The following is a 21388-nucleotide window of genomic DNA, read 5'->3' as shown; positions in this document are numbered from 1 at the left end:
ATCCGGCGCTCCGCGCGTGAAGCGCGGGGCGCCTCCTCGACGAGAGCGCCTTCGCCACCGCCAACGGCACCATGTCCAGTGCCAGCAAGAAATAGCAGCCCACTGCAGCGAGGAGCGATGCAAGATCGTGGCGGCGCCCTATATGCCATCGGCATGGACGACCTCACTCCGCTCTTCGCTCGCCTTGGCCGATCGGCATTCCGATCGCGTTTCCGGTTGAACGCGAAGGAACAGGCCTATCTAGCCGAGCGGGGCCTCGATACGATCCTCACCCATGCGGAAGAGTTCATCGCCCAGCGGCTGGCTCCCGAGCTACCGCTCAATGACGGCAAACAGACACCGATGCGCGGGCATCCGGTATTCGTCGCCCAGCATGCAACGGCGACCTGCTGCCGAACCTGCCTCTCCAAATGGCATGGTATCGCTGCCGACCAGAGGCTTAGTGCCCAGGACCAGCGCTATATCGTGGCGGTTATCAGGCACTGGCTGAGCGATCGCTATCAGTGACAGAAAAATGGCCCGATCATCGCTGGGATGATCGGGCCAGAAAGAAGCCTCGGTGGCCAGAGCCACGAGCCTTCGGGTCGCAGACATACGATAGGCTCAGGCGCAATCGCTGTCATACCCTGTTGGGGTGATCGCATTGGCAGACCGTCGCGGGAACTCCGCCTCGCAAGCCGCCTAAACCAGCCTGTTTTCCAGCTGCACCATCAAATCCATGCGCTCATGGAAAATGGCGACGATGAGCGCCGGCTCATCTCCCCGGGGCAAGCAGAAGACATAATGATGTTCGCAATGGGACATGCGAAGACCCGGATGGAGATCGCTCATATCCCTGGACGCGCCCTGGCCCGTTGCAAGACGCACGATACCGCGTTCCAGCTTGGTCATATAGGAGCGCACCTGTCCGTCGCCCCATTGCTTTTTTGTGTAACGGACGATCGCGCGCAAATCGTCCGCCGCGGCCGCGGTCAGGACATAGGGAGCGGTCAAGCGTGGCTGGCCTTGCCGAGTTCCTCGTCAACAATCGAACCGAAATCCTTGTCGGATATGCCGCCCGCCAGCCCTTGCGCGATTCGCTCGCCCAGGAGCGCCTTGAGCGCTTGCCAGGGTTCTTCATCACCTGCATCGACAGGGAAGAGGCGCTCGATCGCATATTGCTTGATCGTTTTGCCCTGCAACGCCGCCAGCGCCTTCAGGCTCTGATGCTGCTGCTCGGTAATATCTATCGTCAGGCGACTCATGGGGACCTCGCAATTTTCACCACAAACCCAGATTAGCACAAATGTGGGTTTGTGGTTACCTCACTCTCCGAGATTGGTCAGGCGCACCATATAATGCGGCGAGGGTCCCTGGCCGGGACCGAGGTACGACCGGCAAGCATCGACGATCCGTTCCCAGATGGGCGCGGGCATGTCCGAGTCGCTCCCTTCCCCGCTGAGGCTCGGATCGACCATGACGATCACATCCGACCATTCATCCGGCTCGCCGCCGCGATACCATGTGAATTTGGGCTGGGAGTTGCCGAGCCAGTCCTTGAACGCCGGGTCGCGGAAATATTCCGGCGCATTGATAAGCAGGCTCCGGCCGACCAGCGGCCGATCCGCTGGATCGGCCGCAGGCAGAGCTGCCGGCAAACCTGTCCTGCCGATCGGGCGCTCCAGCGCCACCTTTAAGGCCTCGCCGGTGGACTGGATATCGATCCTGTCGACAAAGATGACGCAGCGGCCGCCGCCGAATTCACCCGGCCGCGCCTGCGAGCAGGTGACCGCCCATTCAAAGCAGATCGGCGCCTTCGCGAGCGAGACCGGGCAGCATCGCCGGACAAGCTCGGCGATGGGCCAGGGCTGGAAATCGACCGTTCCCGATATCATGGGGGTCGAGACGGTCGGCTCCTCGAAACTATTTCCTCCGGTGAGCTCAGCCCCCAGGATCGGAAATTTCGGATCGTCGAATATGCCGAGGAGGCCGCTCCATGGGTCACTGCTCTGCGTCGACGGGAAGGCTTCGAGAAATTCCTTGCTCGGCGCGGGCGGCTCCAGTTCACAGTTCAGATCTTCGGCCGCGTTGAAAGCCTCCTCCAGCAACGCCATTTCGGCGTTGGTGCAGCAGAAGGTGAAGCAGGCGGAAAAATAGGTCTCAGCCATGGCATCTGCCTTTCTTGAGGGTCAGAAATGGGAAGGAGCGGCCGCAGCGCCGATCAAATAGCGCAGCTTCGCCCATGCGGCCTCCTCGCCTGCCCGGACGCCCCGGTTGAGGCCGCGGGCATAGAGGCGGAAGGCGATGGCGGCCATTTCAGGCGACGCCTCGGCCGGGATGAATTCGAGAAAATTCTCCGCGTCATCCCGAAGCTCCAGCATGCCGGTGTGTCCAGCGATGCGCGTGAGGGCCACGCGAGCGGAGGAATTGAGCTGCACGAGCCGCGCATTGAAGCGTTCGACGAGCGGATCGTCGGGAATGGTGATGGTCATGGGATCGCTCCTCATGAAAGTGGGAACGGGCATTGTCCAAGATGGCCAGTCGACCGGCGACATTATCGCGGAGCGCTGTGGTCGGAGGACAGCCATGCGACGGCTGCATCCTCGACCGAATGGGTCAGGAACAGCCCGAAGCAAAATTGCTGGAAGGTCCCATCGCTTCGCAATTCGGGCGTATCGAGTTTGGCGGCGAGGTCGATTTCGAACTGCTCGGGCGGCGTGACCTGTTCGGCTGGAACCCAGGTCGCGAGGTCGTCGCTCTCGGCGCCACAGAGATCGCAGGTGGTGCAATCAAAGATGCTCGTCACCTCCCATTGCTGGCTTTCGATTTCCCAGCGGACCGCGGCGTCCCGAACGATCGAATCCGATCCGCAGTGGGCGCAGACCGGCTTCAGCCGGCCCGCGCGCGGCGCCGGGTCGGGATCGTCCGGGTCGGGCGCGATATATTCGACGGTGAAGCTGAGCTCGGGAATCCGCACATCATGATAGGTGCTGGCCTGCGCGGCGGCATGGACCACAGCCGAGACATCGGCGCCGTCGGGCACTTCGACGTCGATGGTCTCGGTGGCATAGCATTCACCGGCGCTGAAATATTGGATGCGCACCGCAAAAAGGCGCGCGGAAACGGGCGTGGTCGCCATGATCATTCTCCGGAAAAAAATGTGAAAGGGTCCGGCACGGACGTCCGGCCAGACGAGGTCAGCAGGCGCGTTCCATCAGCTTGCGCGCCTTGGATTCGAGGTCGAGGCGGCCATCCTGATGCGGACGGCTGCGGGCGACCGCCGTGATGCCCTGCACAAAATCATAGACGGAAGCCGGAGGATGCCCCTCTTCGGCAAGGACGGTCGCGATGATCTTCCCGGTTTCGGCCTTCGAGAAACCCTCCTTGCGCAGGAAGGTCTCACGGTCCTCATCCTTGCGGGCGACGATCTTCGTGCGAGCGGCCGCGATGCCGTCGATGAAGGAGCGGGGCGAACTCTGGGCGAAATGTTCGAGCGCCGGGGCTGCTTCATGCGCGAAGCGATTGGCCGCGAATTTGGAGTGGCGGATGTTGATTTCCTGGAAATTTTCCACGCCCCAGAGGTTTCGATTCTGACACACGGCGCGAAGATAGAAAGTCGCTATTCCCAATGACTTGGAGCCAACTTCCGAGTTCCAGGTGTAAAATCCGCGAAAGTAGAGATCGGACTCTCCATTGGGCAATCGACCCGCTTCGATGGGGTGGAGATCGTCGACGAGAAAGAGGAAGACGTCACGATCCGATGCGTAGAGGGTCGTCGTGTCATGGGTGATGTCGACCATGGGGTTATAGGTCATCGCGCTCCAATCGAGGACGCCGGGTACCTTCCAGCGCGTGTCGCCCGTGCCGTTGCCCGCGATCTTCATCACCGCCGCGACGAGTTCGTGATCCCAGATCCGACCATAGTCGGGGCCGGTTACCGCGCGCAGTTCGCTGCGGCCATCGCTGGTCTGGAGCAGCTTCACATGTTCGCCCGAATGCGAGATCAGGCCATGCTGCAAATTGATGCCGGCGAGCGCGGCCGGGAGTTGGCGGAGATAGGCTGCCGGCGCGCCGACGAGGCTGCAAAGTTGGCCAAAGGACCAGTTGGTTGGCGCGATGGGCGCGTCATCGCCCGGCATCATCAGCGACAGGCGCTCGGGTTCATCGCTGCGCGCTTCGACCCGGACATTGCGGCTTTCCACGATGCGGGTGGTGGCGCGGTCGGCTCGGGTCCGAACGCTGTGGTACAGATCGCCGAGCGAGAGATAGCGCTCGTCCTGCGGGCGGCTGAACCATTCGGATGAGACGCGGGAGACATTCGTTCCGCGCGAGATATCCACCCGATACGGGCGCACACCCGCACGATCGGTTGCGGTGATGGCAGTCATGGGAACCTCCAGGGCTGGGGGGATGGGCAACACGCGCCGAGCTTCTGCCCTCGCCTATCGCCACTCCTCCCTTCCCCCTTCCCTCCTGACCGCCGTACGAAGCGCGGATCAGCGTTCGTTCGTTTCCACGGCGGGAATGTCGCTGATTTCGATCCTGGTCGGGTCAGCGCCCAGATATATGGTGATCATCCTGCCCTGCGGCACCAGCCACCGCAGATGTTTGGAGACAACCGTGCCGCAGCGGGTGATCAGCGCTTCATCCGCGTCGAGGAGCTGCTCGATGGCCAGTTGCCGCGCGTCGAGCAGAAATTGATCGTGTTGGGTGTCCCAGCTGTCGGCGTCGCCATCCCGATGGGCCTCGAAGCAGATGGCTTCCAGCAGGTCGGTCAGGACATCGACATCGATCGTGCAAGCCCGCATCAGAAAAATCGCGGCGTCCTCGATCTCGAAGTCGAGGCAGCTGTCATAGGAGATGAACAGATCGGCGGCCAAGCGGACGGTCTTTTTCGCGTCATCAGCGGTCGTGATATGCAACAGCGCCGTAATGCTATCCGCGCGTCCAGATTTGAGATCAGGCCGATCATCGGTCTCGTCGAACAGATGCTCCTTGCCATCCTGAACGATCAGGAATTCGCAATCTTCGATTTTTGGCAGGGCGTCATACCAGGCATAGCCTGCGAACCCCGGTTCCGGTTCAACGAGCGGCGTGGAAAATTCGGGGTTGGCTTCAAGCGCGCGCGACAGACACTGGGCAAAGTTGGGACTATGGCAGGGCGTGACGAGCGCGCCCTTCGCGTCAATCAGTCGGGCGGTCCCGGACCGCGTACATTCGCCGGTCATCGGAGACCATTGCCGAAGCCGAGGCCGGGCTTCGGGCAATAGGACGCCGCGCTCCTTCGCCTGCAACCAGTCCTTATGCGAAAGGCAATGGCCGTCGCGTTTCGAGATGGCCTTGAAGATCGCCGTCATGGCGGCGGAGCGCAATGCCTCCAGCCCTGCATTCTCGATGATTTCCTTGCGGGCCGGGAGCACCAGCTGGAGCTGCGGGGCATCAATGATGTCGATCCCCACCGACCATTGGTCCTCGCGCTGACATTCGATCAGGCTGGGCAGCCGGCAGGGGACAGTGACCCCATGGAAGTTGATCCGAGGGACTTGGTCGGAAGCTGTCCTTCCGCGGAACACGCCGATGCGGCACCCAAGGGCAGTTTCGATATGCTCGGCCTCCGCCAGCCAGTCCGTCCGATCGATGGCCTGGCCGGTAATGGCGGGCGGCAGCGGCGACCGAATAGGACAAGGCCTTTTCCCAGGCGGGGCATAGCTCGACGCGTATCTCGGTCCCCGAAGCGATGGCACTGGTGCCCACGGCAATCGGCGCGCTGGCTTCCCAGTCATCGGGGCCGATCACCATCGTCCAGCCGGTGGCATGGCGCGGCGACCAGGATCGGATCTCGACATATCGGCCCGCCAGGCTGAACATGCCCATGCCGGCGGGGTCTTCCCGGCGGGCGACATCGTCGTCCCAGCCGGACTGGCCCAGCGTGATCAAATGGGCCGGATCATCGATTCCGGTGCCGTCATCGGCAACGCACAGGAGCGTCCGGCCGCCCTCCGTCATGGTGCTGATGGAAATCTGCGTGGCCGCTCCGCGTCGTCCGTTCTGGAACAGCTCGTTCAGAACATCGAGTAGCGTCCCATTGAATAGCCTGGTGATCCTGGTGATCGCACCCTGCGAAACGGAAGTGGAAACGGTGGTTGAAAGGGTCATGATGGGTCTCCCAAAGAGCACAGCGATCCATGGCTGCGCTCATCCCCTTCCCCCTCCTCTTCCTGTCACCCGATCACGGTCCCGGCAGGAGCGGTCCGGCGGGCGGCCGTGATATCCATTCCATCACCCCTTCTCGGCGGGAGGCGTGGGATCGATGGTCAGCGGCGGCACGATTCGGTTGGCAAAGACATAATGCGCTTCGATCGCGTCGAGCGATCCCAGCCGCTGAATCTCCTCCATTGAGAAGAGGATCTCGTTATCGTCCGTCGCGAGGAAATGTCTCGGTTCGCTCGTGCCGTCGTAAACGACCCGCTCCGGTCCAAAACTGCTTCGGCAGCTGCCAGACCAGCGGGCGAATGGCAGACCATGAACCCGGCAGAATGTTTCGAGCGCATCGAACATGCCCCAGGCGATTTCATGCCCGCAAAGGAAGAGCACCTCGCCCCCGACGATGTCCTCATCGAGAAACGGGCCGCTGTCCCAGTCGCGGCCCGCTCCGTCGTGCCTGATCGCGGCGAACAATTCGCCGATGAGAAAGGATGGAAGGACGCCACCGATCGATATCGTGACGCTGGCTCGGTCAGCCATGGCAAAGCTCCTGTTGCAAAGGAATGGAAGAGGCCCCGACTGACGCGAGATCACTGCACGATCATCAGGCGGCGGCTGCCCCGATCAGGAACCGTAGCTTCGCCCAGGCAGCGTCTGCGCCAGCTTGGACGCCGGAGGTCACACCCCGGCCGTAGAGGCAATAGGCCAGGGCCACCATCTCGGACGAAACCGCGAGAGGCAGCTCGGTGATGAAACGCCCCTCGTCGGCGATCAGGGCCAGGATTTGCGGGCATCCCCCCTCGCTCGCGACCTTGGCGTCTTCAAGAGCAAAGAGGGCGACATGCGCCGTGCATCCCCGTTCGGCGAGGTCGCGGTTGAACTGGGCGATGGTCGTTTCATCGTTCAGGGGGTCGGTCATGAGGCATCTTTCAAAAAGGCGCCGATGATTGTTGATTACCGTTGAGAAGTGACCCGGGAAGGGCCCAAATTTCCACTGAGAAGTGACCCATGTTGAACTCACCCCTGGCTTTGACGAGCGAGGGGTCATGGAGTGTTGGACATGGCGTTATTGAGCGTTATCCGGCGCTGGCATTTCCGCGATCATCTTTCGATCCGCGAGATTGCGCGGCGTACCGGGCTGTCACGTAATACGATCCGTAAATATCTACGTTCGGACACGATCGAGCCGCGGTTCAAGGTGCCCGATCGGCCGAGCAAACTGGACCCGTTCGCGGAGCGGCTGTCAGCCTGGCTGAGACGGGAGATGGGTCGGACCCGCAAGCAGAAGCGGACGATGAAGCAGTTGCATGCTGATCTGGTCAGCCTGGGCTATGATGGCTCCTACAATCGGGTGGCGGCCTTTGCCCGGGACTGGCGCGATGATTATCGTCGTGAGCAACAGATGAGCGGGCGCGGGACATTCGTGCCGCTGTCCTTCGCACCGGGGGAAGCATTCCAGTTCGATTGGAGCGAGGATTGGGCGATCATCGGCGGCGTGCGCACCAAGCTGCAGGTCGCCCACTTCAAGCTCAGCTACAGCCGCGCCTTTCTCGTGCGGGCCTATTTGCTCCAGACCCACGAGATGCTGTTCGATGCCCATAATCATGCGTTCCGCGTGCTGGGTGGTGTTCCGCGCCGGGGCATCTATGACAATATGCGCACCGCCGTCGATAAGGTCGGGCGCGGCAAGGAGCGCAACGTCAACAACCGCTTCCTCACCATGGTCAGTCATTATCTGTTCGAGGCCGAGTTCTGTAATCCGGCAGCAGGCTGGGAAAAGGGCCAGATCGAGAAGAACGTCCAGGATGCCCGGCATCGGCTATGGCAACCCACGCCGCAGGCGGAAAGCCTGGATGCTCTCAACCTATGGCTGGAGGAGCGCTGCAAGGAGCTGTGGCAGGGTATCCCGCACGGGATTGAACCGGGTTCGGTCGCCGATGCCTGGGCCGATGAAGTGGAAAGCCTGATGCCGGTGGGCAGACCGTTCGATGGCTTTGTCGAATATGGGAAGCGGGTCTCGCCAACCTGCCTGATCCACCTGGAACGCAACCGTTACAGCGTGCCGGCGTCGTTCGCCAATCGGCCCGTCAGCCTGCGGGTCTATCCCGATCGCTTCCTGGTCGTCGCCGAAGGACAGGTGATATGCGAGCATCAGCGCATCATCGACCGATCCCATGATGGGCCGGGGCACACCGTCTATGACTGGCGTCATTATCTGGCGGTGGTTCAGCGAAAGCCCGGCGCCCTGCGCAACGGCGCGCCGTTCCTCGAACTGCCCGAGGCCTTCCAGCGGCTGCAACGGCATCTGCTGCGCAATCCCGGCGGCGACAGGGAAATGGTCGAGATCCTCGCCCTGGTTTTGCACCATGACGAAGAGGCGGTGCTGACCGCTGTCGCCCTGGCGCTGGACGCGGGCGTGCCAACCAAGACCCATATCCTCAACCTGTTGCACAGGCTGCTCGATGGAAAACCGCTCTCGACGCCGCCGGTAACGGCGCCACAGGCGCTGAGGCTGGTCAGCGAGCCAATGGCCAATGTCGAGCGCTACGATGCCCTGCGCCGGGAGAACCGTCATGCGTCATGATCCCGCCACCGGCGCCCTCGTCGTGATGCTGCGCGGCCTGAAAATGCCCGGCATGGCTCAGGCCGTGACCGATCTCATGCAGCAGGGATCGCCCGCCTTCGAGGCGGCCGTGCCGATCCTCTCCCAGTTGCTGAAAGCCGAGACGGCCGAACGCGAGGTGCGATCCGTTGCCTATCAGCTCAAGGTTGCGCGGTTCCCCGCCTATCGCGATCTCGCCGGCTTCGACTTTGCCAGCAGCGAGGTCAACGAAGCGCTGGTGCGCCAGTTGCACCGCTGCGACTTCATCGATGTGGCCGACAATGTGGTACTCGTTGGAGGTCCGGGCACCGGGAAGACCCATCTCGCAACGGCGCTGGGCGTTCAGGCGATCGAGCATCATCGAAAGCGGGTCCGCTTCTTCTCTACGGTCGAACTGGTCAATGCCCTGGAACAGGAAAAGGCCCAGGGGCGCGCCGGGCAGATCGCCAACCGGCTCGTCCACTCAGACCTCGTCGTGTTGGACGAACTGGGTTATCTGCCGTTCAGTGCCTCCGGCGGCGCGCTGCTGTTCCACCTGCTGAGCAAATTATACGAGCGCACCAGCGTCATCATCACCACCAACCTGAGCTTCAGCGAGTGGGCCACCGTGTTCGGCGACGCGAAGATGACCACAGCGCTCCTCGATCGGCTCACCCATCACTGCCACATCCTGGAGACCGGCAACGACAGCTTCCGGTTCAAGAACAGCTCAGCCCAGCAAGCCAGACCCAGAAAGGAGAAACCCGCACCTTGACCCGCATATGACATCCGAAACATAACCATCAGGCGGGTCACTTCTCGGTGGAAATCCCGGGTCACTTCTCAACGGTAATCAACAATCAAGCGGCACTTCGCGCGACGCGCAGGGAATGGAAACCGGCTGCGGCGGCCAGTCGATTTCCTCGTCTTCAACGAGAATGGCAGAAGCGACCAGATGGCCGAGGTCGGACCCCGGCGCCTCGCCCATGACAAGCCGCCGGAACGCCAGATCCCATTGCGGCTGCAGGCCAAAATAGCGGTCGGCCGCGACATCGAGGAAGATCGCGCGCTGCCCTGTCACGCAGAAGGACAGGCCATTTCTCAACCTGTATCCCATTTCGGCTCTCCGACGCTTGCGGCCATCATGAAAAAGACGCGCGCCCTCCGGCGCGCGCCCCTTGGTCAGTCGTCGGCGATACCGAGCTGGCGGACCTGGCCGCCGATATTGTCGGAATCGTCGAGCGCTGCGCCCTTCGTTTCGACCGATGCGACGCCGAGATCGACGACGCTGTCTTCATGCTCGTTGATGTTGTTCATCTTCATCTCCATCAGTTCACCGCAGTCTTGCGGCAGGACTGATGCTATTGAAGGAAAGCCATATATCCGATCTTATAAGGTGCCATTTTGACAGCTTATAAGCTTGCAAATGGATGGAGAATTTCAGTCCGCAATTGACGCCAGAAGCACAGCGCTCACGATTTGGTCTACACGCGCCAGGCGACGTTTATGATAGTGGGAGATTGCATTTCGGATCGCGCGTCTGTTTCCTTCGCAGACGATGGTCCATAATTCCCGCAATTCCTGAGCCTGCCTGTTCACCACGCTTTCGCACAGCCTCAATGTGTGAAGACGTTCGCCAACGATGCTGACCGCATCAAGATGTTCGTCATTGGGCGAACAGGCGCATATCTGCGTGAAAAGATCGGCGCTGGCAGCGGCAATGCGTACGGGATCGGCTATCTCATCGTCAAGAAAGGCTGGCGGCTGTTCGATTCGTTCGAATTTCACCATGACCTTGAGCGCCGCTTCGACAATGTCTCGGTGCCAACTGTAGAGATTATAGGCTCGCTGCCGGGTCAGGGGCGGCATGGCGAAGCCGCCTCCGCCCTGCATCGCGACCAGTCGCTCACCGACGAGACGATGGAGCGCGTCGCGAACCGGCGCGATGCTGGTCCCGAAGCGCTCCGCGAGGGCCAGCACCACAAGCGGCGCTGCCGGTGGCTGGTCACCGCGCAGAATCAGCAGCTTGAGTTCGCGATAGACGCGATCGGCGATGACGGTTTCCGGCGCCATGCGGACTGCCTATGCCGATGAGCCGGTGCCGGTCGGACCGCGCCCGCCGTCGGCCGGCTTGAGGAAAGTCCGCAGGTTCAGACCGGAGATGAATTCGATACAGAGCTGTTCGAGGTCGCGCATGTCATCGAGAAAGAAATGGCGGGGAAAGTGCATGTGATGCTCCAGAAACATCATGGGGATGAGGAGATGCGCCGCCGACAGTCCGAGGGCATGGGCGCAGGCGATATGGTCATCGAAACGGGACTTCGGGTTGCCCGATTCGATTTCCCTGAGCCACCGCACACCGATCCCGACATCGGCGGCAAGTTGCTCTTGCGTAATGCGATGGCGCCTGCGCCGTTCTTCAATGCGGCGACCTGAGATCGACTTGACCTCGGCCAGTATCGACGCCCCTTCTTCAAAGGCGCCGCTTTGAGATGAGGTCATCAGGTCCTCCCTGATCGCGTCTCAAAGCATCCATGCACATTCCGATGACCCAAGATTTGGGTGAAATATGCCGTCGGTCAAATTTTATCGGTACCATTTTGACAGTTGGCGAGCCGCTTGGGTCCGCAGACAGACGGTCAAATTACCCGAATTGAAGAAGAGATGCCGCGTCGCCACCCTAACTCATGGTGGAGGCCCGCCCTACAAAAGCGGCCTGACGCGCTGTTCGACGCCCGGTCAGCCTTGCCGAAAAGTGTCGGGAAGCCGTCGAAAGGCCCGCGCCAGAGCCCGATCCTCGCTCGCCGCCATGATCGCAATGGCGGCGACATGGAGTTTCGCGACCGTCGGGCGCGCATCGATATGGTCCGAGGCGGCGACGCGTTCGAGAATGGCGCCGGCAAAGGGCTTCAGCTGCGCCGATGCCCCGACATAATGTTCTTCATTCCCCACCAACTTCTTGAGCGAGGGCATGGTAAGTTCCGCGACGAGCTCGTCCGTATCCACGGACCCCATCAGCAGAAGCGCGACCGATAGCGTCGCGCCATAGGGAATGAAGCTCCTGGCGATCCGCGCCAATCGATAGTGGCACGCGAGGAACAGGTCGGTGCCCTCGCTCGACAGGTACAATCTGTAGGTCCTCGATCGGTTGCCGACCATGGCTCAACCCCTTTTGTGATTCGCGCGACCACCCCCATGCTACTGACGGGCATCCGCGAATTTGAAGGCGTTTCCTGATCAAAAAATCGGCACTGAAATGCCGAAATCGGCATTGAGATGCCGATTCCGGTACTTCAGTGCCGGTTTCGGCATCTCAGTGCCCTGCCCATTGCGGATGCCCGCAAGGTTGGCGCACCACCGGCTCATCCCGACATGGGGCGACGAGGCACAGATCCGATTTCCAGTTTGAGCGTCCACCGCCAACCCATGGAGACCCACACGAGGCGCAATGCTTCGTCATGCATTGGAGACGATGATGATGTCGGCCAATCAACCGGCGATCGTGGCTGGACTGTTCCTGTCCGGCCTGATCGCGAACCCATGCGGAGCGGCGCACCCAAGCGCCGGAACTGCGGCAGCGCTCCCGTTGGGGCATCTCGACATAGCGCAGGCGAACGGAGATTTCTTCATTCGCGCAGACGCCACTTCCCCAGTCGAACCGCGTCGTTCGTTGCAGCTGGGCTCCAGGGTCAGGATTGATGCGGACCTGCTGAACTCCCCCGCTTTGCCCCTGAAGGAGATAGCCCGATGAAGAGGCCTTCCCGCAATCTTTCCGCAGTCCTCACCTGCGCCACCTTCCTCCTTCCCGGTGCTGCGATGGCACAGCCGCAACCGGGCGAACCGGCGGACCTTGCCGCGGCAGCCCGCGCCGCCGAACAGAGCCTTCATCAGAGCTTTGCCAATCTTCAGTTCGAGGATTTCGGGCCGGCGCCGGTCAAGGGCCCGCTGTTCCAGGCGAGCGCCGGCGGCCGCATCCTCTATTATGCGCCGCAGAGCGACCATCTGCTGTTCGCCACCATTTACGACAAGAACGGCGTCAATCTGACCGCCCTCGCCCAGGATGCGAGCGCGCAAAAAAAGTTGGGCGCGCTCGAGCCTTCCCAGGCGCTCACCATCGGACCGCCGGGCGCGCCGACCGTCATCGAGTTCACTGATCCCGACTGCCCCTATTGCCGCGCGCTCGATCGCTTCTGGGCGGCGAAGGCCGCCGAAGGAAAGCCGGTACGTCGGCAAATCTATTTCGTGAGCGGCATCCACCCGCAAGCCGCGTCCAAGGCCGAGCATATCCTCTGCTCGAAGGATCAGGCTGGCGCCTTCCGCGCCACTTATGCCGGAGAGGCGCCAAAACCGCTCGCCACCTGCAAGGAGGGCGCGGCACGCGTCGCCGCCAATGCGCAGGCCGTCAAAGCCATGGGCATATCGGGGACGCCGACCCTCATCCTTGATGGCCGCGCCATCTCCGGCTTCCAGCAGGCCGAGATCGAGGCCTGGCTCGATGAGAAGCGGGCGCCAAAAAAGCCACCCAGCTGATTTCCCCCAAATTTGGCGGGCTCACGGCGACGGACGAACAAGCGCCCGTTCCCTGAGCAACAGATGCCGGCGACAGGGCCCCGTTTCCAAGGAGCCACCCATCCCTTCGCTGGCCGTCAACGATTCTCATGTCGGTGCCGGCAGGCATTTTCATGGGGAGGCTCCTTATTGCCTGGAGAAAAGCCATGCTCAAACTTGCCTCACTGCCTGCCCAATCCCGGAACCGGATGCGCAGCCTCTCGTTTGCGTTGGCCGATGCCGTGGGAACCCTGCTTATCGCGATGACCCTGGCATCGGCCGCCCACGCCTTCCAGGCGCCGGCCGCCGGCGACCTTGGCTACGATATCTACGACATCGTGGTGAACCAGGGGGTGAAAGGGCCGCTCGGCTTCGTGGGCGGGGTGGCCGCCTTTCTGTTCGGGGTCAGCCGTCTCTTTTCCAACATCATGATCGGCATCCCGACGATCGTCGCCGCCGTCTGCCTGATCCGGGCGGATTCCATCCTCCAGACCTTCGGCATGATGGTCTGAGAGCCGCCTGAAACAGGGACTGGCGTGGATCTCATGTTCCGGGTCCACGCCGGATACGGGGAGCGGATGGTCGCTCCTTGTAACAATCACGCCTGGTCGAGGCGTGATGAAGCAAGGGAGAAGGACGTGGACGAGAGACTTCCCCAATTTCTGCACAAGCCGGTCCAGATACTCTGGTTCGACGCGCAGGAGTTCATCGTCGTGGTGTCCACCATCTTCGTCGCCGTCATCGTCGGCGGATATGTGGGCTGGTCGCTCCTCGGCGTCCTTCTCCTCTTCATTCCCTGGAAGCGGACCAAGCCGCGCGGCTTCATGCCCCATCTCGCCTGGCGCTGGGGGCTGCTCAAGCTCCCCCGCTACCCCGGCCCGACCCAGACCCGCTTTTGCGAGTGAGGTATCCCATGTTCGGCAGATCATCCGCCCGAGAGCCCAGCGACCCCTTGCTGGATAAGCCCTCCAGCTTCGGCATCCATCGCTATCTCCAGGGCTCATCCAACCTCTTCGAGGAGAACCGCCTCCTCAAATTCTCGATCGCGGGCCTGTTCGGCATCACCGCGGTCCTGGGGATCGCCCTCTATACGACGAGCCAGAACCAGCGCACGATCGTGGTCCCCTTCGGCGCCGGCGGCGATCTCTATGTGACGGGTGGCAAGCCCTCGCCCGCCTATCTACGCACCATGACGCGCAATATCGTGGCGCTTTCGGGCACCTATTCCGCGCTGTCGGCCGACCGGCAATTTCAGGAACTGCTCAGTATCGTCCACCCCACCGCCTATAATGGCATCCGCGACAGCCTGAACGCGATCCTCGACGAGCTCGCCAACAATCCGACGCTCTCGATCGCGACCTATATCCGGCCCGACCAGCCTGTCACCTGGACCGACCGCCAGATCCTGGTGCCGGTCGAAAAGGTGCGCGTCATCGGCGGCGTCATCCGCAAGTTCCGGGGCAATCTGCGCATCCGTTACACAATCGATGCCGGCCGATTCTGGCTCCTGTCTCTAGCCGAGGAAAATTTCGATGCCGAACTTCGGTAAGCGCCTTTGCGCGCCCGCGGCGCTCATCACCGCCTGTCTTCCTGTCCCGACATTCGCGCAAACCATCATGGCTCTGCCCGACCAGACCAGCAGCATCCGCCTCTCCAACCGGGACATCAATCATCTCGTCTGCCAGGGCGGCGAGATTGAGGACGTCAAATTCTCCGCCGAAAAAGCGATCGCGGTCGAGAAGGCCGGGGCCGACGCCTGGGTCAAATTCCTCGTCAAGGAAAGCGATGATGCGGGCCAGGTGACCCGCAGCTATGTGACGGCCCCTTCGGAATTCTTCGTGACCTGCAACGGCGCGAGCTATCCGCTCTATGCCGAGCCCTCGGACATTCCTGCCCAGACCGTGACGCTTGCGCCCGGCGCCAGCCAGCGCGCCCGCGCCAATGGCGAATTGCTGGGGCCGCTGGTCGAGGAAGAGCGCGCCGTCTCCATCACCCTCTCGATGCTCCAGGACCAAGTGCCGGCCAGCTTCACCGAGGTTGCCGTTTCGCCAAGGCTGCTTGCGCTCAGCGCCGCGCCCGCGATCCGCATTACCGAGCGCCGCCGCATCGCAATCGAGGGCACGGGGCTTTCGGCTTCGGAATATTGGATCGAGGCGAGCGCCGATACCGAGATTGACGAGCGGCTGTTCCTTGGCACTGCGATGGGCGCACGCATCTTCAGCGTCACCCTCGATCGCCTGTCTCTCCGCGCCGGCGAGAGCGCACGGCTCATCCTGCTGCGCCGGGGAGAAGCGCTGTGAGTGGCGCCGACGACAAAACCCCCGGCAACACAGGTGCCGGTAGCGGTGATCCCGCTTCGCCTGCGCCCCCCCAGCGGAGACATGCCGGGATGCAGGGCTATTCCCGCCCGCCCAAGAAGGAAGGCCTTGGTGACAACGCAAAGGACGGCGGCGCGCAGAATGGAGGTCGCGGCCCCGCGCTCCTCGACCTGAAAGCCCGCTGGGCGAGTCTGAGCGCCAAGCAGCAGCTGCGCGCCCGGCAGGCCGGCGTCGGCGTGGTGATCGCGATGTTCGGCTACGGCCTCTACACGGCCTCGACGGGATCGAAGGACGAAGCGCCGACAGCACCAGCCGCCTCCCGTCTCGACATGGGCGCGGGCCTTCGCGGTGACAGCCTCGAGACCAAGGTGCGGGGCGATCTCAAGAAAATCCTCGATGGCCAGGCGCTGCTGGGCGACCGGGTCACCGCGATCGAGGAGGGCAAGATCGCCCCGGGCGCGCGCTCCTCGACGGACGCGGCGGAAGGCGACCTGCCGAGCGCCATGCCCGGCGACATCCCGGCCTTCCCGCCAAGCCCCAGCGCGCATGAGCTGGAAAGCGCCGACGGCAGCCTGCCACCGCCACCCGTGCCGTCTGCCCGTCCCGCGCCGCCCGCCCCGCCGGTCGAGCGCCAGGTCGGCTCGATCGGAACGGCAACCGCCGCGCTCACCGCCGACGCGGGCGACAAGGGGGCAACAAGCGTTAAAAAAAAGACCCGGACGATCTATTTGCCGCCTGGTTTCATGAAGGCGCGGCTGCTGACCGGGATCGACGCGCTGGCGAGCCGGGACGCGACCTCGAACCCGGAACCGCTGATCGCCCGTGTCCAGGCGCCCGCCGTGCTGCCCAATGATGTCAAGGCGAACCTTTCTGGCTGCTTCGTCATCGGCAATGCGACCGGCAGCCTCGCCAAGGAGCGGGTCGAGGTCCAGCTCGTCTCCCTCTCCTGCGTCGATTTCGACGAACGCTCGGTGGTCGATCAGCCGATCAAGGGCTTCTTCGTCGACACCGACGGGAAGAAGGGGCTGTCGGGCCGGGTCGTCACCCGCGCCGGGGCCGCGCTCGCCCGCAGCTTCATTGCCGGCACGATCTCAGGCATGAGCCAGAGCGTCGAAAACACCTTTGGCGATACCTCGGTCTCCGCGCTCGGCACCGTCCGGTCGCTCGACGCCAGCGATGCGGCCAAGTCCGGCATCGCCGGCGGCCTTTCCAAGTCCTCCGACAAGCTCACCGACTTCTATCTCGATCTCGCGCGCCAGGCCGGTCCCATCGTCGAGGTGGGCGCCGCCAAGGATGTGGTCGTGGTGATCCAGGAAGGCGTCGCCCTCGAGATCAAACCGACAGCGGGGAGCAAATTCTGATGCGCCCGCGCCTCACACAAGGAGACACGCCCATGCCGCTACTCTCTTTCTCGTCAGCTTCACCCCTGCGCCGCGCCGGCGCCCCGCTGCTGATCCTTGCATCCCTGCCGGCCTGCACCGCCATCGGATCGGTCATGTCGCCCTACCCGGAAAAATTCAGCTGCAAGAATAGCGACCATGGCCAGTGCATCCACCCCGAGCGCGCCTATGAGGATGCGGTCGCCGGCGCGGTGTCGCGGTCCGATCCCAATGTCACGAACGACAAGAAGATCCTGAAAGGCAGCGCTGCTGCCGCGTCCCACGGATCGACGGGACGCGCCCGGGGCAAGGCCGCCACGCCCTATCTTGGCTATCGCGACAGCGTCTATCGCGAGCTTCAGGGCCTGGTCGAGGCGCCGGTGACGCCGATGCTGCGCCCCGGCCGCACGATCCGCACGCTCATCCTCCCCTATGCCGACCGGGAGCGGCCCGACCGTCTCTATATGCCGCGCTATGTCTATTCGATCCTCGACAAGCCCCAATGGGTGGTCGGCGATTATCTGGTGACCCCCGTCAATCCCGCGGCCCGCGTACCCGTTCTCGAACAGGTGAAAGCCAAGCCCGCGCCCATGGAGACGAGCGACCTTCCCGCGTCGCCACAGGAACAGCCACAGGAGTCGGGCCGATGAGGGCGCCCGGCACCCGCCATGGCGGCGGCATGACCTTCGAGCGGCTGCGCCAGAGCGTCTCGCGCGATGCCTATTCCGACTTTCTGCCGATGGTCGCCTGGGTCGAGGAAGAAGAGGCATTTCTCTGCATCGACGATGGCTGGGGCCAGGCCTGGGAACTCATCCCGTCGGCCTATCTTTTCGCCCATGTCCATCAGGCGCTGCTCGGCCTCCTCAATATCCACTTCGCGCCGGGCACCGTCGTCCAGCTTCACTGTTTTGCCGATCCGCTGATCGACGACGCGCTCGACGCCTTCCTGGATCTCAAATCCCGGCCCGATCCGTTGATCCAGGCCTCGGCGCGCCGGACCCGCGATTATCTCCGCGAAGGGACGCAGGGGCTTGATGCCCTCCACGGCATTCCGCTGCGCAATTTCCGCCTGCTCCTCTCGATCAAGACGAGGAAGCCGCTCGGGGCCGACCTGCGCCGTCAAATCGAAGAGCAGCTCTCCAAGCTCGGCATCGCCCGCCTCGCGCCCGAAGCGCTGGTCACCTTCTATCGCCGCATCTTCAACGGCGTGTTCTCGGCGGCTCCGGGTGTTTTCGCCCGCGGCAGCGAGGATATGCCCGCGCGCCCGGTGCGCAAACAACTGATCGATGCCGGCCCCGATCTCGTCTTCGATGGCCCCGAACTGTTCCTCGGCGACCAGGTCGCGCGCTGCCTGACACCCAAGTCGCCGGCCCGGCGCGTCACCGCCGAGCGCTGCAACCGCCTCCTGGGCGGAATGCGTGGCGCATCCGAGGACAGTGACCAGATAGGCGGCCCCTTCCTCTACACACTCAACATCCTCTTCGATCATTCGAGCTTCGAGATCCACAAGCGCGCGCAGATCCTCTCCGCGCAAAAGGCCGCCGGCAGTTTCGCGGTCGAGGTGGGCAAGCAGATCGAGGAAATTGGCTGGGTACTCGACGAGGCGGGCAACAGCCGCTTCGTCTCGGTGATCCCGGTCATCTGGGTCTTCGGTCGGGACAGCGCGCAGGCCCGCGAGATGGCGGCGCGCGCCAAGCGCCTCTGGGAAAGCGAACCGCTCCCCTGGATGATGCAGGAGGAGAGCTATCTCAATCCCGTGCTGCTGCCGATGGCCCTGCCCTTCGGCTTCTATCCCGACCGGCGCACGGTCAAGATGCTGGAGCGCGATCTGCCCATGCCCGCCAAGGCGGCGACGCTGCTGGCTCCGGTGCAGACCGACTTTCGCGGCGGGGGCCGCCCCGCCCTCCTCTATGCCGGGCGCAAGGGCCAGCTTATCACGCTCGATCTCTTCGACCCGCGCATCAACAATTATAATTTCATCGTCTCGGCCGAGAGCGGCGCAGGGAAGAGCTTCCTGCTCAATAACCTCTGCCAGCAATATTATGCGCAAGGCGCGCTCATCCGCATCATCGATATCGGCGGAAGCTACGCCAAGCTCTGCACCCTTTGCTCCGGGCGATATATCGACATTGGCGAGGAGCATCTCGTCCTCAATCCCTTCGACATGGGATTCGCGCTCGACGGCGACGATCGCCAGTCGGCCATCTCCATGGCGGTCGCGATCGTCGCGGAAATGGCCAATGCCGCAACTCGCAAGGGCGTCAGCACGTCGGAATGGAACCTGCTCAAGTCCGCGGTCCAGTGGACGATCGACAGCGGACGGGCCGAGGCTGGCATCGATGCGGTCCGTGACTGGCTGGGCGCCTATCCCGCTTATGCAACAAGCGATCTCGACAAAGTCGATCACCTCATCCCTACCGCCCGCGAACTCGCCTTCAACCTGCGCGATTTTGCCAGTTCGGGCGCCTATGGCCATTATTTCAACGGCCCCTCGACCTTCGACATTTCCGCCGACGAGTTCGTCGTGCTTGAGCTTGAGCGCCTCAAGGCCATGCCCGATCTCTTCAACGTGATCGTGATGGTGGTGGTGAACGCGGTCACCCAGGAGCTTTATCTTTCCGCACGCGACCGGCCCCGCTTTGTCCTGTGCGATGAAGCTGCCCAGTTCATGACCCGCACCGACGGGCAGGATCTTTCCCGCCTCGCCGAGGTCTTCGGTCAGGGCTACAGGCGCGCGCGCAAATATCAGGGGAGTTTTGGCGTCGTCCTCCAGTCGATGAACGACCTGCTGCTGTTCGGCGGCACGGGACAGGTGATCCTCGAAAATGCCGCCACCCGCTTCCTCCTCCAGGGGTCGACCTATGACCGGGCCGTCGAGAACAAGATCCTCGATTATTCGGGCTTCGTCCTCGATCTCCTGAAATCGGTCCGCAACAACAAGCCCAATTACTCCGAAGTCTTCATCGACTCGCCGCTGGGTCTGGGCATCGCCCGGCTCGTGGTCGATCCCTTCTCCTATTGGATCAACACCAGCGCGCCGCAGGAGGTGGCGGCGTTCGAGGCGCGGCTGCGTAGCGGAAGATCGCCGCTCGAAGCGATTTGCGACCTGGCAGGCGTCGAAGCGACCGAGATCCTTGGGTCTACCCTCAACGGGGAGGCGCTGTGATGAGCAAGCCCTCCACCGACAGGAGCCATCCCCGGTTCGAGTTTGAACCCGATCCGGCGCTCGAAGCTTTCATCGAGCGGCGCGCCGCCGCCAAGGCCGAAGCGCAGGCGCTCTACTGGCGCTTCCGCCTGATCACGATCGAGACGATGATGCTGGGGCTGCTCGTCGGCGCCGCGGGTCTCGCGCTCCATCAGCCGCCCCTCCTCGTCTTTCGCGCCGCCGTCATGGTCGCCGCCGGCTGCTTTGCGAGCGGCATCCTTCTCATTGGCCTCACCGGCGCGATCGACAAGGGGATCATGCGCTTGCGTGCCTGGTGGCGGGCAAGATGAGAGGCATCCTTGACCCCGCACCTGCGCCCGGACCGATCCGCCTGCTGGTGGGAACGCAGCTCATGCTGCTCGTCCAGACGATGCTGGTGTTCGACGCGGCGGACGGCCTTCCGGCCAGCCTCAAGGCCTATCTGCTCGCGTGCGGCGTCCTTGGCGCCACCGCCCTCATCTGCGCCATCCGCGGCGAGAACGGACAAGGCGAACCCTGGTGGAGGCGGCGCCATGGACATTGAGCCGCGCTATCCCCATCGCGCCCGCCATGCGCTGATCGGCGCGCTGATGCTCGCCCTTGCCTGCCATGAGCCGGCGATGGCCGCGACCTCCACGATCGGCCGAACCTGGCCGATCGCCGAGCCCGACGCCATGGCGGAGATCGAGGCCCGCGCTGCCAGGGCGCCTAGCCTTGCTTCCCGGCTCGGCCCACGCTCGAACTGGTCGGCGCTCCAGGCGGCGCCATTGAGGCAGGCCAGGGTCGACCGCGTCCGCAGCCTCGTCCCTTTCTATACTGTGGAGGAGGATATCCGCCTGCCCGATGGCCGATTGCTTTACCCCAAGGGCTTCACCTTCAACCCGCTCGACTATGTGTCGTTGCCCCAGCGCCTCGTCATCGTCCATCCCCGTGATCTCGGCTGGGCGCTGAAGCAGGCGCGCTTTACCGATTTCATCCTGCTTACCGCGGGCGATGCGCTCGACCTGTCCGAGCGCAGCGGGCGGCCGCTCTTCATTTTGGAGGAACGGGTCAAGGAACGGCTCGGCCTTACTGTCGCGCCGGTGATCGTCGCCCAGCAGGGCAAAAAGCTCGTGCTTTCCGAATATGCTCTCAACAGCCGCCTCGCGCCTGAAGGAGCGGCGAGATGACCCCCATGAACGAAGCGCTCAGCGAT

At 63.1% G+C, this 21388-nt stretch carries 29 protein-coding genes; 15 read left to right on the top strand and 14 right to left on the bottom strand.

All coding sequences use genetic code 11. The annotated features are described in order from the left end of the window. Positions 1-117 precede the first annotated feature (117 nt). The gene (locus LDB29_RS05970) at positions 118-507 is read left to right on the top strand and encodes a DUF4186 domain-containing protein (RefSeq protein WP_235600729.1); all 390 of its coding nucleotides are present in this window, start codon (positions 118-120) and stop codon (positions 505-507) included. A 174-nt stretch (positions 508-681) separates the two neighbouring features. Here the strand turns inward: LDB29_RS05970 and LDB29_RS05965 are convergent, their stop codons facing one another. From LDB29_RS05965 to LDB29_RS05935, 7 genes are all read right to left on the bottom strand, one after another. Beyond that, the gene (locus LDB29_RS05965; protein WP_044662177.1) at positions 682-993 is read right to left on the bottom strand and encodes a type II toxin-antitoxin system RelE/ParE family toxin; all 312 of its coding nucleotides are present in this window, start codon (positions 991-993) and stop codon (positions 682-684) included. Continuing rightward, complete coding sequence (locus LDB29_RS05960) at positions 990-1244, bottom strand: antitoxin (protein ID WP_044662176.1); 255 nt, start codon at positions 1242-1244, stop codon at positions 990-992. The genes LDB29_RS05965 and LDB29_RS05960 overlap by 4 nt, the downstream gene beginning before the upstream one ends. Before the next feature lie 60 nt (positions 1245-1304). Beyond that, the gene (locus LDB29_RS05955; protein WP_044662175.1) at positions 1305-2147 is read right to left on the bottom strand and encodes a hypothetical protein; all 843 of its coding nucleotides are present in this window, start codon (positions 2145-2147) and stop codon (positions 1305-1307) included. A gap of 21 nt (positions 2148-2168) precedes the next feature. Beyond that, on the bottom strand, positions 2169-2471 hold the full coding sequence (locus LDB29_RS05950; RefSeq protein WP_235600727.1) for a hypothetical protein: 303 nt from the start codon (positions 2469-2471) through the stop codon (positions 2169-2171). A 62-nt stretch (positions 2472-2533) separates the two neighbouring features. After that, the gene (locus LDB29_RS05945) at positions 2534-3118 is read right to left on the bottom strand and encodes a hypothetical protein (RefSeq protein ID WP_044662174.1); all 585 of its coding nucleotides are present in this window, start codon (positions 3116-3118) and stop codon (positions 2534-2536) included. Positions 3119-3176: 58 nt separating this feature from the next. Then, positions 3177-4367 (bottom strand): hypothetical protein, encoded by a 1191-nt coding sequence (locus tag LDB29_RS05940; protein WP_044662173.1) that lies wholly within the window; start codon positions 4365-4367, stop codon positions 3177-3179. A gap of 108 nt (positions 4368-4475) precedes the next feature. Further along, positions 4476-5438, bottom strand: coding sequence for a hypothetical protein (locus LDB29_RS05935; RefSeq protein ID WP_052628231.1), 963 nt, complete (start codon positions 5436-5438; stop codon positions 4476-4478). A gap of 355 nt (positions 5439-5793) precedes the next feature. Here LDB29_RS05935 and LDB29_RS05930 point away from each other — a divergent pair, with 355 nt between their 5' ends. Next, positions 5794-6057 (top strand): hypothetical protein, encoded by a 264-nt coding sequence (locus LDB29_RS05930; protein WP_257556553.1) that lies wholly within the window; start codon positions 5794-5796, stop codon positions 6055-6057. Between the two features lie 201 nt (positions 6058-6258). On the opposite strand, the gene LDB29_RS05925 is transcribed toward LDB29_RS05930, so the two are convergent. Further along, positions 6259-6723, bottom strand: coding sequence for a hypothetical protein (locus LDB29_RS05925; protein WP_044662172.1), 465 nt, complete (start codon positions 6721-6723; stop codon positions 6259-6261). Between the two features lie 64 nt (positions 6724-6787). Next, positions 6788-7102: a hypothetical protein gene (locus LDB29_RS05920; RefSeq protein WP_197565229.1), complete on the bottom strand. Its 315-nt coding sequence runs from the start codon at positions 7100-7102 to the stop codon at positions 6788-6790. Positions 7103-7243: 141 nt separating this feature from the next. Between LDB29_RS05920 and istA the strand changes: the two genes are divergently transcribed. Next, complete coding sequence (gene istA / locus LDB29_RS05915; protein ID WP_257556547.1) at positions 7244-8767, top strand: IS21 family transposase; 1524 nt, start codon at positions 7244-7246, stop codon at positions 8765-8767. Then, a complete protein-coding gene (gene istB / locus LDB29_RS05910; protein WP_257556545.1) occupies positions 8757-9539 on the top strand; it encodes an IS21-like element helper ATPase IstB in 783 nt (260 codons plus the stop codon). The genes istA and istB overlap by 11 nt, the downstream gene beginning before the upstream one ends. 78 nt (positions 9540-9617) lie before the next feature. Here the strand turns inward: istB and LDB29_RS05905 are convergent, their stop codons facing one another. The 5 genes from LDB29_RS05905 to LDB29_RS05885 form a co-directional block, all read right to left on the bottom strand. Next, a complete protein-coding gene (locus LDB29_RS05905) occupies positions 9618-9881 on the bottom strand; it encodes a hypothetical protein (RefSeq protein ID WP_257556543.1) in 264 nt (87 codons plus the stop codon). Between the two features lie 65 nt (positions 9882-9946). Beyond that, the gene (locus tag LDB29_RS05900) at positions 9947-10081 is read right to left on the bottom strand and encodes a benenodin family lasso peptide (RefSeq protein WP_137709742.1); all 135 of its coding nucleotides are present in this window, start codon (positions 10079-10081) and stop codon (positions 9947-9949) included. Between the two features lie 123 nt (positions 10082-10204). Then, positions 10205-10837 (bottom strand): GntR family transcriptional regulator, encoded by a 633-nt coding sequence (locus LDB29_RS05895; RefSeq protein WP_044662133.1) that lies wholly within the window; start codon positions 10835-10837, stop codon positions 10205-10207. Positions 10838-10846: 9 nt separating this feature from the next. Continuing rightward, complete coding sequence (locus LDB29_RS05890) at positions 10847-11266, bottom strand: helix-turn-helix domain-containing protein (protein ID WP_044662132.1); 420 nt, start codon at positions 11264-11266, stop codon at positions 10847-10849. 237 nt (positions 11267-11503) lie between these two features. Beyond that, the gene (locus LDB29_RS05885; protein ID WP_044662131.1) at positions 11504-11923 is read right to left on the bottom strand and encodes a hypothetical protein; all 420 of its coding nucleotides are present in this window, start codon (positions 11921-11923) and stop codon (positions 11504-11506) included. 588 nt (positions 11924-12511) lie between these two features. Here LDB29_RS05885 and LDB29_RS05880 point away from each other — a divergent pair. The 11 genes from LDB29_RS05880 (at position 12512) to LDB29_RS05830 (ending at position 21362) form a co-directional block, all read left to right on the top strand. Continuing rightward, on the top strand, positions 12512-13294 hold the full coding sequence (locus LDB29_RS05880; protein ID WP_044662129.1) for a DsbC family protein: 783 nt from the start codon (positions 12512-12514) through the stop codon (positions 13292-13294). Between the two features lie 227 nt (positions 13295-13521). Next, positions 13522-13824 carry a hypothetical protein gene (locus tag LDB29_RS05875; RefSeq protein ID WP_373886337.1) on the top strand — a complete coding sequence of 101 codons (303 nt, stop codon included), beginning with the start codon at positions 13522-13524 and terminating at the stop codon, positions 13822-13824. Between the two features lie 126 nt (positions 13825-13950). Next, a complete protein-coding gene (locus LDB29_RS05870) occupies positions 13951-14217 on the top strand; it encodes a type IV conjugative transfer system protein TraL (protein ID WP_044662127.1) in 267 nt (88 codons plus the stop codon). Positions 14218-14225: 8 nt separating this feature from the next. After that, a complete protein-coding gene (locus LDB29_RS05865; RefSeq protein WP_044662126.1) occupies positions 14226-14861 on the top strand; it encodes a TraE/TraK family type IV conjugative transfer system protein in 636 nt (211 codons plus the stop codon). Continuing rightward, positions 14845-15612, top strand: a complete 768-nt coding sequence (locus LDB29_RS05860; protein WP_044662125.1) for a type-F conjugative transfer system secretin TraK — start codon at positions 14845-14847, stop codon at positions 15610-15612. Before LDB29_RS05865 ends, LDB29_RS05860 begins: the two co-directional genes overlap by 17 nt. Beyond that, the gene (locus tag LDB29_RS05855) at positions 15609-16991 is read left to right on the top strand and encodes a TraB/VirB10 family protein (RefSeq protein ID WP_373886318.1); all 1383 of its coding nucleotides are present in this window, start codon (positions 15609-15611) and stop codon (positions 16989-16991) included. Before LDB29_RS05860 ends, LDB29_RS05855 begins: the two co-directional genes overlap by 4 nt. 32 nt (positions 16992-17023) lie before the next feature. Next, positions 17024-17659 carry a TraV family lipoprotein gene (locus LDB29_RS05850; protein WP_044662123.1) on the top strand — a complete coding sequence of 212 codons (636 nt, stop codon included), beginning with the start codon at positions 17024-17026 and terminating at the stop codon, positions 17657-17659. Then, a complete protein-coding gene (locus tag LDB29_RS05845) occupies positions 17656-20175 on the top strand; it encodes a TraC family protein (protein ID WP_061934585.1) in 2520 nt (839 codons plus the stop codon). Before LDB29_RS05850 ends, LDB29_RS05845 begins: the two co-directional genes overlap by 4 nt. Then, complete coding sequence (locus LDB29_RS05840) at positions 20175-20504, top strand: hypothetical protein (protein WP_044662121.1); 330 nt, start codon at positions 20175-20177, stop codon at positions 20502-20504. Before LDB29_RS05845 ends, LDB29_RS05840 begins: the two co-directional genes overlap by 1 nt. Continuing rightward, positions 20501-20737 (top strand): hypothetical protein, encoded by a 237-nt coding sequence (locus tag LDB29_RS05835; protein WP_044662120.1) that lies wholly within the window; start codon positions 20501-20503, stop codon positions 20735-20737. Before LDB29_RS05840 ends, LDB29_RS05835 begins: the two co-directional genes overlap by 4 nt. Then, positions 20727-21362 (top strand): conjugal transfer protein TraW, encoded by a 636-nt coding sequence (locus tag LDB29_RS05830; protein WP_044662119.1) that lies wholly within the window; start codon positions 20727-20729, stop codon positions 21360-21362. The genes LDB29_RS05835 and LDB29_RS05830 overlap by 11 nt, the downstream gene beginning before the upstream one ends. Positions 21363-21388: the final 26 nt, after the last annotated feature.

Origin of the sequence: Sphingobium sp. CFD-2 (genome assembly GCF_024611135.1) — a bacterium.
Classification (GTDB): Bacteria; Pseudomonadota; Alphaproteobacteria; order Sphingomonadales; family Sphingomonadaceae; genus Sphingobium; species Sphingobium fuliginis.
The sequence above is the reverse complement of the archived record's forward strand: the minus strand, read 5'-3'. Positions and strand labels throughout refer to the sequence as shown.